General features: G+C 58.3%; 14 protein-coding genes. 6 read left to right on the forward strand and 8 right to left on the reverse strand.

Features of this window, described 5'->3' with window-relative positions; translation table 11 throughout:
- The first annotated feature begins 8 nt into the window (after positions 1-8).
- The gene (locus tag G5533_RS10865) at positions 9-797 is read left to right on the forward strand and encodes a hypothetical protein (RefSeq protein ID WP_421255135.1); all 789 of its coding nucleotides are present in this window, start codon (positions 9-11) and stop codon (positions 795-797) included.
- A gap of 116 nt (positions 798-913) precedes the next feature.
- Here G5533_RS10865 and G5533_RS10870 read toward each other — a convergent pair whose 3' ends face one another.
- Both G5533_RS10870 and G5533_RS10875 read right to left on the reverse strand, forming a co-directional pair.
- A complete protein-coding gene (locus G5533_RS10870) occupies positions 914-2,344 on the reverse strand; it encodes a wax ester/triacylglycerol synthase family O-acyltransferase (protein ID WP_005333122.1) in 1,431 nt (476 codons plus the stop codon).
- A gap of 255 nt (positions 2,345-2,599) precedes the next feature.
- Entirely contained in the window at positions 2,600-2,932 is a 333-nt protein-coding gene (locus tag G5533_RS10875; RefSeq protein ID WP_100645872.1) for a polyhydroxyalkanoic acid system family protein, read from the reverse strand.
- Between the two features lie 259 nt (positions 2,933-3,191).
- Between G5533_RS10875 and G5533_RS10880 the strand changes: the two genes are divergently transcribed.
- Positions 3,192-3,920, forward strand: coding sequence for an FFLEELY motif protein (locus G5533_RS10880; RefSeq protein WP_319920514.1), 729 nt, complete (start codon positions 3,192-3,194; stop codon positions 3,918-3,920).
- Positions 3,921-4,019: 99 nt separating this feature from the next.
- On the opposite strand, the gene G5533_RS10885 is transcribed toward G5533_RS10880, so the two are convergent.
- From G5533_RS10885 to prpB, 3 genes are read right to left on the reverse strand one after another with little or no spacing between them, the layout of a single operon-like run.
- On the reverse strand, positions 4,020-5,465 hold the full coding sequence (locus G5533_RS10885) for a bifunctional 2-methylcitrate dehydratase/aconitate hydratase (RefSeq protein ID WP_421251662.1): 1,446 nt from the start codon (positions 5,463-5,465) through the stop codon (positions 4,020-4,022).
- 10 nt (positions 5,466-5,475) lie between these two features.
- Positions 5,476-6,603, reverse strand: coding sequence for a bifunctional 2-methylcitrate synthase/citrate synthase (gene prpC, locus G5533_RS10890; protein WP_441254787.1), 1,128 nt, complete (start codon positions 6,601-6,603; stop codon positions 5,476-5,478).
- Between the two features lie 10 nt (positions 6,604-6,613).
- Positions 6,614-7,501 (reverse strand): methylisocitrate lyase, encoded by an 888-nt coding sequence (gene prpB / locus G5533_RS10895; RefSeq protein ID WP_441254788.1) that lies wholly within the window; start codon positions 7,499-7,501, stop codon positions 6,614-6,616.
- A gap of 147 nt (positions 7,502-7,648) precedes the next feature.
- Between prpB and G5533_RS10900 the strand changes: the two genes are divergently transcribed.
- The 4 genes from G5533_RS10900 to rsmF all read left to right on the forward strand — a co-directional run bounded on the left by G5533_RS10900 (position 7,649) and on the right by rsmF (position 13,044).
- Positions 7,649-8,275, forward strand: coding sequence for a paraquat-inducible protein A (locus tag G5533_RS10900; RefSeq protein WP_100645876.1), 627 nt, complete (start codon positions 7,649-7,651; stop codon positions 8,273-8,275).
- Complete coding sequence (locus G5533_RS10905) at positions 8,259-8,861, forward strand: paraquat-inducible protein A (protein ID WP_058057039.1); 603 nt, start codon at positions 8,259-8,261, stop codon at positions 8,859-8,861. The genes G5533_RS10900 and G5533_RS10905 overlap by 17 nt, the downstream gene beginning before the upstream one ends.
- Positions 8,862-8,916: 55 nt before the next feature.
- Entirely contained in the window at positions 8,917-11,469 is a 2,553-nt protein-coding gene (locus tag G5533_RS10910) for an MlaD family protein (RefSeq protein WP_441254789.1), read from the forward strand.
- Between the two features lie 144 nt (positions 11,470-11,613).
- Positions 11,614-13,044: a 16S rRNA (cytosine(1407)-C(5))-methyltransferase RsmF gene (gene rsmF, locus G5533_RS10915; protein ID WP_441254790.1), complete on the forward strand. Its 1,431-nt coding sequence runs from the start codon at positions 11,614-11,616 to the stop codon at positions 13,042-13,044.
- Between the two features lie 226 nt (positions 13,045-13,270).
- On the opposite strand, the gene G5533_RS10920 is transcribed toward rsmF, so the two are convergent.
- The 3 genes from G5533_RS10920 to G5533_RS10930 all read right to left on the reverse strand — a co-directional run bounded on the left by G5533_RS10920 (position 13,271) and on the right by G5533_RS10930 (position 15,811).
- Positions 13,271-13,543 (reverse strand): RepB family protein, encoded by a 273-nt coding sequence (locus tag G5533_RS10920; RefSeq protein ID WP_441254819.1) that lies wholly within the window; start codon positions 13,541-13,543, stop codon positions 13,271-13,273.
- Between the two features lie 173 nt (positions 13,544-13,716).
- Complete coding sequence (locus tag G5533_RS10925) at positions 13,717-14,745, reverse strand: site-specific integrase (protein WP_441254791.1); 1,029 nt, start codon at positions 14,743-14,745, stop codon at positions 13,717-13,719.
- A 286-nt stretch (positions 14,746-15,031) separates the two neighbouring features.
- The gene (locus G5533_RS10930; protein WP_441254792.1) at positions 15,032-15,811 is read right to left on the reverse strand and encodes a TatD family hydrolase; all 780 of its coding nucleotides are present in this window, start codon (positions 15,809-15,811) and stop codon (positions 15,032-15,034) included.
- Positions 15,812-15,833 lie beyond the last annotated feature (22 nt).

Here is a 15,833-nt window from a genome sequence, read left to right on the forward strand (position 1 = left end):
GAACAAGCATGACCACTTCACAACTCGAATTTGTCACCTTCCCCTACGCGGATGCGGCCTATGACTATGCCGGCCAGAAGCTGGCGGACAACTGGGATCGCCTCCATCAGGGGGATGCCGAACCCTGGCCCGAGGATGAACAGGTACAGGATGCCTGGCGGGCCTATCATGCCGGGGATTTTGCCCGGGCCGTCGCCCTTGGCGAAGCGGCCGGTGAGGCGGGCCTCAATGTGGCGAACAAGGCACTGGTGATCCATGCCAGCTATCTGCTGGAAGACAAGTATGCCAAGCGCGCCGCCTTCGAGCGGGCGGCCAGCCATGCCGAGAAGCTGCAAAAACGCCAGCCTGACAATGCCAACGCCTGGTACTTCCACGCTCTGGCCCTCGGTCGCTACAGTCAGGTCATTTCCATCTCCAAGGCCCTCTCGCAAGGAATTGGCGACAAGATCAAGGCAAGCCTTGAGAAGACTCTGGAGCTGGCGCCAGATCACGCCGAGGCCCATATTGCCTTTGGCGCCTGGCATGCGGAGATCGTCGACAAGTTGGGGGCCATGATCGGCGGCCTCACCTATGGCGCCAAGAAGGAGGAGTCCGAGCGTCACTTCAAGGAGGCGCTGGCGCTGATCCCCGACTCGGCTATCGCCCGCATGGAGTACGCCAACGCTCAGGTGATGCTGCACGGCAAGAGCCGCCTGAAAGCCGCCGAAGCCCTCTATGCCGAAGCGGCCGAGTGCGAACCCATGGATGCCATGGAGCGCCTCGATGTGGAGGCGGCGCGCGAAGAGTTGGAGGATTAACCGCCACTCTTGCCACGGATAGACAACAAAACAAGAGGCCAACCCGCGGGTTGGCCATCTTTTATGATGGGAGCTGACCGGTTGGCTACGCCGTCACTGGTTGCTCAAGTGCACACTCAACCGAGCAGCGCATCCAGTCCGTTGGGGTCAAACAGTAGCTCCGGCTCCATCAGCACCAGCAACAGCAGTTGCTCGAACTCCACCGCAAACCGCTCGACCACCCGATCCGGGTCCGGTACCAGCTTCTTGTCGGTGATTAGGCCCAGTTGCACCTTGTGATCGTAAGAGAGGATGGAGACGCCGACGCCGATATCCCCCGATTGCGGCACCCAGAACAGCGGCTGACGCAATTTTGCTCCAGCCAGATAGAGGGTCTGCTGCGGGCCGGGCACATTGGTGATCACCGCGCTGGCCTTGGCCGTGAGCAGCTCGACGGCCTGCTGTTGCACCGCATTGGGGGCCATGCCAAGGGCATGTAACAAGTTGAGCACCACCACGGGTTGCAGCGAGGTGCGTAGCGCCTGCATCCGGTCACGCACGGTATAGAGCCGCTGCAACGGGTGTTCAACATCCAGTGGCAAGTCCAGGGCCACCAGCCCGAAGCGGTTGCCAAGTGCCCCCTCATCGTCCGGTGCACGCATATTGACTGGCACCAGGGCGCGGATCTTGACCTTGTTGGCATCATCCCCCTTCTCCTGCAGGTAGTGGCGAAACGCCCCTGCGGTGGCGGCGATCAGCAGATCGTTGACCGAGCAGCCCAGCACCTTGCCCACCGCCTTGATATCCGGCAGATCAATTTGCTCCGACCAGGCCACCCGCTTGGTGCTGGTGGTTTTGCCCCGCAGGCGGCAGGGTGAATCATCACCGAGGGTGGCGATATTGCACAGCTCGCTCGCCACATCCCGCCCGGTCTTGAGGTAATCCACCGCCTTGGTGGGATGGGTGACCACTTCGACATATTTGGACCAGAGGCTACCGGTCAGTTTGAGACCAGCCCGCACCAGACGGCTACCCTGGTGGCAATCCTCCTCATCCTCGTCATCGCTGTCATCCAGTGGCTCCGGTGACGGTGGTCGCGGCGCCCCTTCCGGTGTGTTATCCATCATGGTCAGCATGGCCCGCACCAGCGAGAAACCATCGCCCATGGCGTGGTGAATGCGCACCACCAGCGCTTGCCCACCCAGCGACGTGTCGGTCAGGTGCATATCCCACAGGGGGCGCTGGTGGTTGAGCGGCGTCGAGGCGAGATCGGCCACCAGCTTCTCCAGCTCCAGCTTGCCCGCTTCACCCGGCAGGATCACTCGCTTGAGGTGCTGATCGAGATCGAAATCGGGATCATGACGCCAGTAGTAGGAGCCCCCCTCCAGCACGGCCCGCTGGTGGAAGCGGGGTTGCACCGAAATGGTATGGCGCAATCCGGCCCGCAGACGCGCTTCATCAAGCTCCCCTTCAAACATCAGGACACCGATGATCTGCATCAGGTTGTTGGGTCTGTCCATGCGTAACCAGGCGGTATCGACGCAGGAGATAAATTCACTCAGTGGCATGGTTGTTTCCCTACAAAATGAATTTACCGAGGCGGCAAATTGCTCCTGTCTTCATATCCGGATGAAGACTTGATGCAATCAGAATGACATTAATGAGTGCCGACTCGAAATATGAAATAAAGATGAAAGATTACTTGCAAAATAGAATCGAGACCTCGCTGGAGAATAAATCTGACAAACCATATGGCTTACCAACTTATTTCAAACAGCCATCGTTTACAGCTGATTTATTTAAAACCAGTGCAACGAAGAGTTTCAAACACGTTTGGGGCAAGGTAAGCGATTGTCGACATAATCGAGGATCTCTTGCTCCAGTACACTGCGTACTGGCAACAGCATCAAACCAAGATGCACTTCCAGTTCCAAGGTATCTTCGTCCAGGGTGAGAGTGCCATGTACCCCTGAGCCGCGAAAACGAAGCTCGGTCTCCTCTTCATCTGCCCATTCGCAATCGAGTTGATAGCTCTCGCTCATGTCCGCAGCGATGGCTTCGGCCGCGATCCGAGCGGCGGCCAATCCCAGCGGATGCTGACGGCTGATCTGGATGGTAGAGAGTGCGCTGCTGCCAGCGAGCGAGTTGAAGAACATGGTCGTTACTCTGGGTCATAAGTTAGTTATTGATATTAAACACATGTTCACAACAAATGAAAGGATGGTTCACATAAATGGGACTCACTTAACAGAGTCGAGAGGGATGCAGGCCATCAGCGGGGCATGGCATTTATTCCCTCCCCCGTGCGCGCTACACTTGTCACGGAACGGTCAGCAAAAGCTGCTTATTTTTCATTCATTTGTATCTTCGTATCACCGAATCCCCATCAATGGGCCCAAGGCCAGAGAGCTGTAGATGACGCATCAAGAACATGCCCACGACGACGATAGCACCCTGGGTCGGCTCTACCGCCAGCTCAAGCGGGTTGCAGCCTTGCGCGAGCAGATGCGTGCCCACCCGGAAGATCAGCAGGATCGGGATCGGCTACGCCAGTGGCAGGCCGACCGGTTGGGGCGAACCCATCGTGATCTGCTGGAGAGTGACCGCTACGGCCCTGCCGCCGAGTTCTTCCTGACCGACCTCTATGGCCCGGGGGATTGCGCCCGCCGCGATGCAGATGTGATGCGGGTGATGCCGACCGCCGAGCGGTTGTTGCCGGAGTCCGGTCTCAAGGTGCTGGCGCAGGCGATCGAGCTCGACGCTCTCTCCGAAGAGCTGGATTACCTGATGGTGGTGGCGCTGCGGCGCATTGATGGCATTGCTCCCATCACACCGGACCATTACACCATCGCCTATCGTGCCGTAGGTGAACAGGCGCGCCGGGAACATCAGATTGCGCTGGTGAGCGAGCTTGGCATGACGCTGGACAGGCTGGCGAGAAAACCACTGCTGGGGGCGACCCTCAAGCTGGTGTCAGGTCCCGCCCATCTGGCGGGGCTTGGCGAGCTCTTCTCCTTTGTCGAGCGCGGCTATCAGGTGTGTCATCAGATGGGGTGTGCCAACGAGTTTCTCGAAACCATCGCCAGTCGCGAGACGGCCATCATGACGGCGCTTTTTAACGGCGACAGCCGTGTGCTGGGGTGAGGCTTATCGAGGGATAAGCCGCCAGAATAACAAAGCGGGCCGATGAGCCCGCTTTTCGTTTATCACTGTTTGCCGATATGTTGGCCAATGCAAGACCGGTCAGATCACCAGCAGATCCATAAAGGCGTGTACCGGGGTGGCGGCAAGACGCGGCCCATCCTGACAGAGGGCCAGAATGTCGCTGACCCGTTTGGCCGGGAAGCGGGTGGCCAGATTGTGTTGGAATTTCTCCACCAGCAGCGGGATCCCCTCCTCCCGACGGCGACGATGGCCGACCGGGTACTCCACCTCCACCTTGGCAGTGTGAGTGCCGTCCTTGAAGAAGATCTGGATGGCGTTGGCAATGGAGCGTTTGTCCGCCTCCAGATATTCGCGGCTGTAGCGTTTATCCTCTTGTACCACCATCTTGCTACGCAGCGCGTCGATGCGGGGATCGGCGGCTACATCGTCCTCGTAATCCTCGGCGATCAGGCGACCGAAGATCAGCGGTACTGCCACCATGTACTGCAGGCAGTGATCCCGATCGGCCGGGTTGTTGAGGGCGCCGACCTTGCTGATGATGCGAATGGCCGACTCATGGGTGGTGAGCTCGATGCGGTCAATCTCGTCGAGCCGCCCCTTCACCTGCCCATGCAGCTTCATGGCGCACTCTACCGCGGTCTGGGCATGGAACTCGGCGGGATAGGAGATCTTGAACAGCACGTTCTCCATCACATAGCTGCCGTATCCCTGATGCAGGGCGAACTGGTTGCCCTTGAATAGCACGTCGTAAAAACCCCATTTGGGCGCGCTCAGTACGCCGGGATAGCCCATCTCGCCGCTCATGGTGATAAGGGCGAGGCGCACTGCGCGGGAGGTGGCATCCCCCGCCGCCCAGCTCTTGCGCGACCCTGCATTGGGGGCATGACGGTAGGTACGCAGGCTCTGGCCATCGACCCAGGCCTGGGAGACCGCATCGATCACCTGATCGCGGGTGCCCCCCAGCATATGAGTCACCACGGCGGTACTGGCGACCTTGACCAGTACCACGTGATCGAGACCGACCCGATTGAAGGAGTTCTCCAGCGCCAGCACACCCTGAATTTCGTGGGCTTTAACCATGGCCACCAGCACATCGCTCATGGTGAGCGGCGCCTTGCCCTCGGCCACGCGAGTACGGGAGAGCCAGTCGGCAGTGGCGAGAATACCGCCCAGATTGTCGGAGGGATGACCCCACTCGGCGGCCAGCCAGGTGTCGTTGTAATCGAGCCAGCGGATGATGGCACCGATGTCCCAGGCTGCCTTGACGGGGTCGAGGCAGAGCTGGGTACCGGGCACCCGGGCACCATGGGGCACGACAGTACCGGGTACGATGGGGCCAAGGTGCTTGGTACACTCGGGGAAGCGCAGGGCCAGCAGGCCACAGCCGAGCGTATCCATCAGGCAGTAACGGGCGGTGTCGAGAGCCGCCTTGCTGGTAATGGGGTGGTTGCAGACATAATCGGCAATATCGACCAGCACCTGATCGGGGTCTGGTCTGTGGTTGACGTCGACGTTGGCGGACATCGTGACTTCCTTATCGTTGTTGTAGAGAGACAAAGTGACGGGGGGCCGGGCCGACATAATCGGCGCTCGGACGGATGATCCGGTTGTGCTCGCGCTGCTCCATCACGTGGGCGCACCAGCCGGTGACCCGCGAGCAGACGAAGATGGGGGTGAACAGCTTGGTCGGGATCCCCATGTAGTGATAGGCGCTGGCGTGGAAGAAGTCGGCGTTGGGAAAGAGCTCTTTCTCCTCCCACATCACCTTCTCCGCCTCGCAGGAGACGCGATAGAGGCGATCATCACCCACCGCCTCGGCGAGCTTGGCCGACCACTCCTTGATGATGACGTTGCGCGGATCCGAGGTGCGGTAGATGGCGTGGCCAAAGCCCATGATCTTCTCCTTGGCCGCCAGCTTGGCCAGCAGTTCGCGCCTTGCCTGCGTCTCGTCTTGCCAATCTTCGATCATCGCCATGGCTGCCTCGTTGGCCCCGCCATGGAGCGGGCCGCGCAGGGTACCGATGGCGGCGGTGATACAGGAGAACATGTCGGAAAGGGTCGAGGCGCAAACCCGCGCCGCAAAGGTGGAGGCGTTGAACTCATGCTCGGCGTAGAGGATGAGAGAGACATGCATCACCCGCCGCTCCAGCTCGCTCGGTGCCTTCTGGTGCAGCAGCGCCAGAAAGTGGCCACCGATACACTCCTCGTCGCTGTCGAGGGCGATACGAATACCTTCATGGCTGAACTTGTACCAGTAGATCAGAATGCCCGGAAAGGCCGCCAGCAGCCGATCCGCCACTTCATGCTCATGCTCGAAACCATCTTCCGGTTCCAGATCGCCGAGCATGGAACAGCCGGTGCGCAGCACATCCATGGGGTGAGCATCGGCGGGAATGCGCTCCAGCACTTCCAACAGCGGCTGGGGCAAAGTGCGCAGGCGACACAGTTCGCGCTTGTAGGCGTCAAGCTGCTGCTCACCGGGCAATTCCCCCTTGAGCAGCAGATAGGCGACCTCCTCGAACTGAGCGCTGTCGGCCAGCTCCTTGATGTCATATCCGCGATAGGTAAGACCGGTGCCGCTCTTGCCTACTGTGCAGATACTGGTCTCCCCTGCGCTTTGACCGCGCAGACCGGCCCCGCCCAACGGTTTTTGCTGTCCCATAAGCTGCCTCCTATTCCTTGGCTGTAAACAGACGATCCAGTGTCTGCTCGTAGTGGTGATATCCGAGGAAGTCGTAGAGCGACTCCCGGGTCTGCATGGTCTCCACGACGGCCCGTTGATGGCCATCCTGGCGAATATGGTGATAGACGTTGAGGGCGGCCTGATTGGCTGCGCGGTTGGCACTTAATGGGTAGAGCACCATGTCGACCCCGTAGGCGGCCAGTTGCTCTTTGTCAAACAGCTCGGTTTTGCCGAACTCGGTCATGTTGGCGAGGATCGGCACTTTGGCCGCCAGCTTGAACTGGTCGTACTGGGCAAGCTCGGTCACCGCTTCGGCGAAGATCATGTCGGCACCGGCGGCCACATAGGCAGCGGTGCGTTCAAGAGCAGACTCCATCCCCTCCACCGCCAGTGCATCGGTGCGGGCCATGATGACGAACTCGCTATTCTCGCGGGCATCTACTGCCGCCTTGATGCGATCGCACATCTCCTCAAGCGTGACCACCGCCTTGTTGGGACGATGACCACAGCGCTTCTGGGCCACCTGATCTTCCATATGGACGGCGGCAACTCCGGCTCGCTCGAACGCGCGAATGGTGCGGGCGATATTGAATGCCCCGCCCCAGCCGGTGTCGATATCGACCAGTAGCGGCACTCGGGTCGCTGCGGTGATCCGTTCGGCATCGATCAGCACGTCGTTGAGGGAGGTCATGCCGAGATCCGGCAAGCCATAGGAGGCATTGGCTACTCCGGCGCCGGAGAGATAAAGAGCTTGAAAACCGCTGCGTTCGGCCATCAGCGCCATATAGGCATTGATGGTGCCGACGATCTGCAGGGGATGTTCATTGGCAAGGGCGGTGCGAAAGCGCAGGCCTGCCGAGGGGGGCAAACTGGACATCATGACTCCTTTCACCTGTCTAGTCTGGCTATCTAATATCACGTTTACGTTAACGTCAATTATACTTTCGTAACATTCCGGCCGCAGGCAAGACAGGAAACCGGTTTTAGGGTAAATTTCACCAATTCCTTCAACAGGTTGAATTGTATGATGGAGCCCGGTTCCGTGATTGTCTGTCCGGCGTGCGACTTGCTGATCCAGCGCAAAGCGCTGCCGCTGCGTCGTCATGCCCACTGCCCGCGATGTCACCAGCATCTCTATGGCCGTTATGCCTTTCGTCCCTCCCAGTTGATGGCCCTGACCATCACCGGATTTCTGCTGCTGCCCTCCGCCTTTTTTGAGCCGTTGATCTATCTGCGGCTGGCGGGGGTCAACACCGATGCCGACCTGCTGCGCGGTATCCTGGTGCTGTTTGGCGAAGGTGAGTTTTGGGTGGCCTCTTTGGTGCTTTGGTGCGCCGTACTGGCACCGGTGGGGTTATTGGCGGGGATCTTTGTGCTGGCTTCGGGTCTGGCCAAACGTTGGCACATTCTTCCCGTCACCTTGAAGCTGGTCGAGGTGTTTCGCCACTGGGCCATGCTGGAGGTCTATATCGTCAGCCTGCTGGTTGCCCTGTTCAAACTGATCGACATCGCCGATGTGCGCCTCGGTGGCGGCTTGCTCAGCCTCGGTATTCTGATGCTGCTCAACATGACCCTGCTGATCCTGTTTGACCCCGCCCCCTACTGGGCGCGGATCCCGTTAAAGGAGCCGGAACATGACCAGCGCCCGTGAGATGGGGCTCTGCCGCTGCCATACCTGCGGTCTGCTGGTGCGCTATCAAACAGGGGCAGTCTGCCCCCGTTGCAGCAGCAAATTGCAGGTGCGCATTCCCCGCTCCCTCGCCTGGTCGTGGGGCTTGCTGGCGCTCGCCACCTTCATGTTGTTGCCTGCCAATCTGTTGCCCATAACCCATTTCTACAACAAGGGGTTGCTGCAGTCAGATACCATCTTCAGCGGTATCATGATGCTCTATCGCAGCAAAATGAGCGGGATTGCCACCATAGTCCTCACCGCCAGCATACTGGTACCCGTGGGCAAGATATTGGGGTTGGGCTGGATCTGCTGGCAGTTGCAGCGAGCCAAGCCGGTGCGGCGCAAGCGCCAGCTGGTGATGTATCGGGTGATCGATTTTATTGGTCGCTGGTCAATGCTGGACTTGTTCGTGATTTCGCTGATGGTGGCACTGGTCGATCGGGGGGTGCTGCTGAGTGTTCGCGCAGGCCCGGGGGCCACCGCCTTTGCCGGTGTGGTGGTGCTGACCATGATGTCGGCCCGCATGCTCGATACCCGCTTACTGTGGGACAAGGCGGCCCGTTGATGATTTCTCTGTTTTTGTCTGATGTGCTGTTTAATCCAGCCAATAAGGAGTCACTATGATCGGGGCTGAACCCGTCATCGAAAAGCGCCGCTGGTTATCGCCGGTCTGGCTGTTACCCCTGATAGCCCTGCTGCTGGCGGGTGGCTTTCTCTATCAGCAGGTATTGAGCCGTGGCCAGCTTATCCAGATCAACTTCGCCCAGGGCAACGGCATCTTGCCGGGCAAAACCCAGATTCGTTATCAGGGGGTGGCCATCGGCGTGGTGCAGGAGCTGGAGCTGGCTGAAGATGGCCGCAAGATTGCGGTGATGGCCAAGATTGACAGCCGTGCCAGACCGCTGATCCGCAAGGGATCCGACTTCTGGCTGGTGAGCCCCAAGGCGTCGCTTACCGAGATCTCCGGACTCGATACCCTAGTCTCCGGCAACTACATCAACCTGCAACCAGGGCGTGAAAGCAATCCGCTGGAGGAGACCTTTGATGCACTGGAGGGCCCTCCCCCCGGCTATCAGGCTCAGGGGCGGATGCTGCACCTGACCGCCGATTCGCTGGGTTCGGTGGGGATTGGCGCCAAGCTCTATTTCCGCGGTATCGAGGTGGGCAGCGTCATCAATACCCGCCTGGGTCAGGACAACCAGAACGTCATTCTGGATCTGGTGATCGAGCCGCGTTTCGAGCATCTGGTCAAAGCTGATACCCGCTTCTGGAATATCAGCGGTATCAAGGGCTCCTTCAGTCTGGCCGGGGTGAGCGTGGAGGCTGGCAGCCTCACCTCCATCCTGAGCGGCGGCATTGCCTTTGACTCGCCCAAAGATTCACCGGAGCCGGAGAAGGGACAGACTTTCGTCCTCTATAAAGGGCTGGCGGAAGCGGCACGCGGTGCGCGTATCGACATTGCGGCTGGCGATCTTCCTGTCAAGGAGGGGATGCCCATCCTCTATGAGGGGATCGAGATTGGTCGTATCGACCCCATTCGCCTGACCGACAAAGGCCGCGTAGTCACGGCATTGATCAATCCTGAACAGGCCTATCGCATTACCGACAAGAGCCAGCTGGTGTGGGAGAGTGTCTCCCTCTCTGCGACCGGCGTGCAGCATGCAGATCGCCTGCTCTCCGGCCCGGCCATTCGCCTCGACTATGTAGCGGGCAAACCGGTACAGAAGATGACCCTGACCGATCGCGCGCCCCAGAGCGGCACAAAGGTGACGCTGCAGGCTGACGATCTGGCGGGGCTCAATCAGGATGCCCCTGTCTGGTACAAGGGATTGCAGGTGGGCCGTATCAGCCAGCTCACCCTGGATGCACGCGGCAATGCCAGCGTTGAGCTGGTGATGGCGCCGAACTATGGCCATCTGCTCAACCGTGCCCGCTTCTATCGCGCCGCCCCGTTGCAGATCGATGCCGATCTGAGCGGCATCAAAGTAGAAACCAGTCCGGCCAGTGCCTGGTTGGGGGGCGGGATCAAGCTGGTACAAGCCAGCAGTGGCGAGCGGATTAACCGTCTCTACCCGAGTCAGGAGCTGGCACTGCTCGGTACCCGTGATGCCAAGCCCCAGCGCTGGTTGCTCAAGGCAGATCAGGCCGATGGCATTGGCATTGGCTCGCCTGTGCTCTATCTGGGGCTGGAAGCGGGCAAGGTCAAACAGCTACGCGCCGCCAAAGAGGGGGTCGAGATCGAACTCGAGATTGATGGGGTCTATACTCCCCTCCTCGCCCAGCAACCCCAGTTCTGGAAAAAACCGGCCATCGACACCAAGGTGCGGGTCGATGGGGTGCAGGTCAAAGTGGGTAACCTCGGTACCCTGCTGCGCGGTGCTATCGAGTTCGATCGGTTGGCCAATGGCCGCAGCAGCCATCAACTGTTCGATTCCAGGGAGCAAGCCAAGGCCAAGGTGCGCCAGCTGTCACTGGTGGCAGAGAGCAATCCGGGGCTCGGGATTGGCAGCCCGATCCGCTATCGTGGGGTCGATATCGGCAAAATTGAAGAGATCGAGCTGGAGCCGTCTCTGGGTCAGGTGATCTTTAAGGCCGAACTCGATGGTCACTATGCCGAGCGTTTCCTGCAGTCCGGCGCCCGCTTTACTCTGGTGCAGGCCAAGCTGGGGCTGGGCGGTGTCGCTCACCTCGATACCCTGATCAAGGGGGCGTTTGTAGAGGCACAACCCGGTAAAGGCGCTGGCAAAGATCGCTTCCCCTTGAGTCAGGTCGGCCCGGTGGGTCTGGCCCTGACCCTCAAGAGCCCCTCCGTCAATGGCCTGAGCGTCGGCAGCCCGCTGCTGTTTCGCAAGATGGTGGTGGGCAGTGTCACCAAGGTAGCGCTGGCTCGGGATGGCAGCGAGGTGGTGATCGATGTCAACGTGGATCAGGAGTATGCCCATCTGGTGCGGGCCAACTCCCGTTTCTGGAATGTCTCCGGGGTCAAGGCGGATATCGGCCTGACTGGCGGCACTATCGAAGTGGAGACGGTGCAGAGCTTGCTGGCTGGCGGCATTGCCTTCAATACCCCGGAGAGAGAGATGGGTCCAACCGTCAAGGCAGGACACAGCTATCCGCTCTACGGCAAGGCCGAGAAAGAGTGGCTGGAGTGGAGTCCGCGTATCCAGCCCTGATCTGTTCCCTTTGTATCTCATCCAAGCCCGGCACAGTGCCGGGTTTTTTTATATTCCGGTGCCTGTTGATAGGGTTCAGATTCAGAATATTCTTAGCCTTGTGGTAGGATATCGCCCCTCTTTTTCGGTCAACGAGATGGCACAGTGCACGACAACACCTTCCTTCCCGATTACTTTTTACGCCACATTGCAGCCATCATGCCGGCCCATCTCTCGATGAATGAGTTTGTGGCCAGTTGTCGACGTCCGCTGCGCCGCAGCATTCGGGTCAATACCTTGAAGATAGCCGTCTCGGATTTCGTCGCCCTGATGGAGCCACTGGGTTGGCAGCTCGACCCTGTGCCCTGGTGTGACACCGGCTTCTGGCTGACCCGCAGCGACGAAACCGTCCCCCTTGGCAATACCGCCGAGCACTTGAGCGGGCTCTTCTACATTCAGGAAGCGAGCTCCATGCTGCCGGTGACGGCGCTCTTTGCCAGCGACAAGATCAAAGCGGATGGTATGTTGCTGGATGCGGCGGCGGCCCCCGGCTCCAAGACCACCCAGATCGCCGCCTTGATGAACAATCAGGGGATGTTGGTTGCCAACGAGTTTTCCAGCAGCCGGTTGAAAGTGCTCAGCGCCAATATCCAGCGCTGCGGCGTGACCAATGTGGGGATGACCCATTTTGATGCCAAGGTATTTGGCCAGTGGTTGCCGGAGACATTCGATGCCATCCTGCTCGATGCCCCCTGCTCCGGTGAAGGTACAGTGCGCAAGGATGAAGATGCGCTGCGCAACTGGAGCATCGAGAGCATCGACGAAATTGCGGCAGTGCAACAAGGGTTGCTGGAGAGCGCCTTCCATGCCCTGAAACCGGGTGGTGTGCTGGTCTACTCCACCTGTACCTTGAGTGAGCAGGAGAACCAAGCGGTTTGCCAATCCTTGCTGGACAAGTTTGGCGATGCCTTGAGTTTTGATTCGTTGGCAGACCTATTCCCTCATGCAGAGCAGGCCTGTACATCCGAGGGATACCTGCACGTTTGGCCCCAGATCTTCGATAGTGAAGGCTTTTTCGTCGCCAGATTGCGCAAGCATCACTCTGTGCCCAACACCATGTTCAAGCCTGGCAAGCTGGGTAAATTCCCCTTTGCGCCGCTTCCAGCCAAAGAGGCGGAACCCATGTTGCGCGAGATTGAAGCCAACTTCGGGGTGGCACCACAGGGTCTGCTGTTTGGCCGCAATGACGAGATCTGGCTCTTCCCCCAGCGGTTTGATCAGGTGCAGGGCAAGTTGCGTTTCGATCGCATCGGCATCAAGTTGGCCGAAACCTTCAAGAAAGGTTATCGCCTCACTCATGAGTGGGCATTGGCCTATGGCGATAAAGCGAGCAAGGGCGTGGTCGAGCTGGATAGCGCCAATGCGCGGGAATTCATGATGGGGCGGGATGTCTGGCCAGAACAGGATGCGGGCACTGGCGAGGTGATCGTCCGATATCAGGGGCACACCCTGGGCATGGGGAAATGGGTGGGGAGTCGGGTCAAGAATGCCCTCCCCCGCGAGCTGGTGCGTGACAACAATCTGTTCAATGCGTAGTGGGCCGTTCGGTGCATAAGCACTTGAACGAGTCTGAAATACCCACACTCTGGTTGAACTTTTCTTCGGATCTTGAAAAGCCTTGAGCCTTGTCTAAGCTTAAAGCAATCCGAACACCAGTTAGCGCACGGCTCTGCAAGGAGCCAATTCCCCTATGCCAGGTACAAGGAATTCGTACCTGGCTTTTTTTATCTCTTCACGTATCGCTGTTACTTCACTCTTGTGTCTATTCAACGGTCTCTTCGAGCTGTGTGGCGACTCTGTTTTCAAACGGAGGTTCTCTACCCAGCTCATGTTGGTAGAGCAGATCGATCGCCTGCTCGATGAGTGATGCCTGACTGTCTTCGAGATGAAGACCCAGTGCGGCCAATCGTTCGGCGTGGCGATTGCTGATCCAGCATTGCAGCCGGGTATGGGTCTCCTGCTTGCGTTTTACATGTTGGCGCTGCCGCTCGGCATTGTTTTGGGGCCCCGCCTCTTGCACTTCACGCCCTGTCATTTCTTGGCTCATATGTCCTTGCGATGTTTCATTTCCGGATTTGTTATCTCTCATCACATGCCATTATCCATAGGAAGATGGCCCTTCCACCTTGGGCTGCTGGCTGCACGGCAAATATATCATCAGATCAACAAGATATCATTTAACATAAAAAACGCAGTGACGCAGTTGTGTCAAAGCAAGCCATCAAGGGCATGATCGGAGAATTTATGGGCATCATCGAAGTACTCCTGCAGGGTTCGCATATCCTTGTGGCGAGTGACTTCAATGATCTTGTTCATCGGCTTGCCGGCAGTCACCGCCGAGGTGATAAAACCGCGCCGCAGGCTATGGCCACTGACGTAAAGATCGTCGATGGTTTGGCCGGTTCGCCGCTTGATCATCAGGTTGATGCCCTGGGGACCGAGTGGTTCGGCCATCAATTGGCCCCAGCGGTTCATGCGCCTAAACAGCGGCCCCTCGCTGATCCGGCTTTTGTGTAGCCATTTTTGCAGTGCCGAGACGGGACAGTAGTGCTTGCCCGGGATTAAAGCTATCTCGGTTTCATGCAACTGATGCTTGCTCGGTTTGAGGCGAAGGCGGAGCCCCTGCCCCACAAAATCGAGATCGCTCACCTCAATTCGAGCCGCTTCCGAACGGCGCAAGGCGCCACTGAACATCAAGAGCAGCAGGGTGTGATCACGCAAGCCAGCCAGATCATGGGTGTCGATGCCATCGAGCACCTGGGTCAATGGCTGTAGCGTCAGGGCGCCGGTTTTGCGTTTGCGGTTATCCCCTAACCTGACAATACCGCGCATCATCTCCTTGATTTCGGGATGTTCGGTGGGCATGGGGTGAATGCCTTTCTGCTTGAAGGCATAACGGATCCCGGCAAGCCGTCTCACCAGGGTTGCCGGTTTTCGGGGCTCGCCATTACGCAACTCCCCTTTCCCCTCTTCTTTATCCAGCCATACCCAGTCTGCCAATACGCCGTCGGCCTGATCAGCGAGAAAATTCATGATGTCGTGATGGGTCGTTTGCAGCGGATCCAGCCCGTGTAACTGGCACCAGAAGACAAAAATACGGGTATCCGCCTGATAGGCATTGAGGGTGGAATCCGCTTTTGCACTGCGCAAAAAGCGGCGTGCCCGACTATTTAGCTGTGCATCGAAAACAGTCTGCAGTGACTGATGAGCTGGATTGGACAAGGTTGGATATGCCACGGAACTCTATGATTCATATGAAGTTTGAGAGGATCTTACAGGATCCTCCACACACATCAAGTATCGATAATGAATATTATCGATACTTAGAGCATCCTACTTTAATACCCATTGACCACGCTGAATAAAGGAAACATCGGAATATCATTCAACCCGGTTTAGCAAAAACGAAAGAGTAACATTTGCAGGAAGAAGTGAGAGATAACGCAGCTCGGTGTTGATATTCAGGTGGGTAATCAGCTTGGTATTTGAAAATTAAAAAGCCCCGAATAACGGGGCTTGGGGATTATTTTTTCGCCAGCTTGAACAGTTCAAAGAAATTCCGGCTGGTGGCTTCTGCCAATTCATTGAGCGGAATATGACGCAGATCGGCAATAAACTGGGCAACGTCTCGCACAAAGGCAGGTTCGTTCTCCCTCCCCCGATGCGGCACGGGTGCAAGATAGGGCGAGTCGGTCTCGACCAGCAATCTGTCGAGGGGCAGAGCCTTGACCACTTCTTGCAGTGCAGACGCATTTTTGAAGGTGGCGATCCCGGAGATGGAGATATAGAACCCCATCGCCATCGCCGCTTGCGCCATCTCGAGGGATTCGGTGAAGCAGTGCAGCACACCGCCGACCTGATCAGCGCCCTCTTCACGCATGATCTGCAAGGTATCTTGCTGGGCATCGCGAGTGTGGATGATCAGCGGCTTGTTCAGCGCGCGAGCAACCCGGATATGTTCGCGGAAAGAGGCTTGCTGCACCTCTTTGTTCTCGGGGGAGTAGAAGTAGTCGAGTCCGGTCTCACCGATGGCCACCACACGTGGATCGGCAGCTTGCTTGAGCAGCAACTCGGCATCGACACCGCGTTCCTGATTGAGCGGGTGTACCCCGCAAGAGGCAAACACCTGGGGATAGGGCGCGATCGCCTCGAGCATGGTCGGGAACTGTGCCTGAGTCACACTGACACAGAGAAAATATCCCACGTCCAGTTTCGCGGCCTTTGCCAGTACATCAGCCAAGCTGGTCTGCTTGCTGCCATAGCTGAGGCGATCGAGATGACAGTGGGAATCAACGAGTAACATATAAAACCTTTCTGCTTGTCGG

The sequence above is a fragment of the Aeromonas sp. A600620 genome (assembly GCF_029479985.1).
GTDB lineage: Bacteria > Pseudomonadota > Gammaproteobacteria > Enterobacterales > Aeromonadaceae > Aeromonas > Aeromonas veronii_A.

Excerpts from the sequence above, each read along its gene's own strand:
- G5533_RS10910 (WP_441254789.1), top strand. The coding sequence starts at position 8,917 with ATGATCGGGGCTGAACCCGTCATCGAAAAGCGCCGCTGGTTATCGCCG.
- G5533_RS10920 (WP_441254819.1), bottom strand. The coding sequence starts at position 13,543 with ATGACAGGGCGTGAAGTGCAAGAGGCGGGGCCCCAAAACAATGCCGAG.
- G5533_RS10930 (WP_441254792.1), bottom strand. The coding sequence starts at position 15,811 with ATGTTACTCGTTGATTCCCACTGTCATCTCGATCGCCTCAGCTATGGC.
- prpB (WP_441254788.1), bottom strand. The coding sequence starts at position 7,501 with ATGTCCAGTTTGCCCCCCTCGGCAGGCCTGCGCTTTCGCACCGCCCTT.
- G5533_RS10875 (WP_100645872.1), bottom strand. The coding sequence starts at position 2,932 with ATGTTCTTCAACTCGCTCGCTGGCAGCAGCGCACTCTCTACCATCCAG.
- G5533_RS10900 (WP_100645876.1), top strand. The coding sequence starts at position 7,649 with ATGATGGAGCCCGGTTCCGTGATTGTCTGTCCGGCGTGCGACTTGCTG.
- G5533_RS10885 (WP_421251662.1), bottom strand. The coding sequence starts at position 5,465 with ATGTCCGCCAACGTCGACGTCAACCACAGACCAGACCCCGATCAGGTG.
- G5533_RS10905 (WP_058057039.1), top strand. The coding sequence starts at position 8,259 with ATGACCAGCGCCCGTGAGATGGGGCTCTGCCGCTGCCATACCTGCGGT.
- prpC (WP_441254787.1), bottom strand. The coding sequence starts at position 6,603 with ATGGGACAGCAAAAACCGTTGGGCGGGGCCGGTCTGCGCGGTCAAAGC.
- G5533_RS10865 (WP_421255135.1), top strand. The coding sequence starts at position 9 with ATGACCACTTCACAACTCGAATTTGTCACCTTCCCCTACGCGGATGCG.
- G5533_RS10880 (WP_319920514.1), top strand. The coding sequence starts at position 3,192 with ATGACGCATCAAGAACATGCCCACGACGACGATAGCACCCTGGGTCGG.
- G5533_RS10870 (WP_005333122.1), bottom strand. The coding sequence starts at position 2,344 with ATGCCACTGAGTGAATTTATCTCCTGCGTCGATACCGCCTGGTTACGC.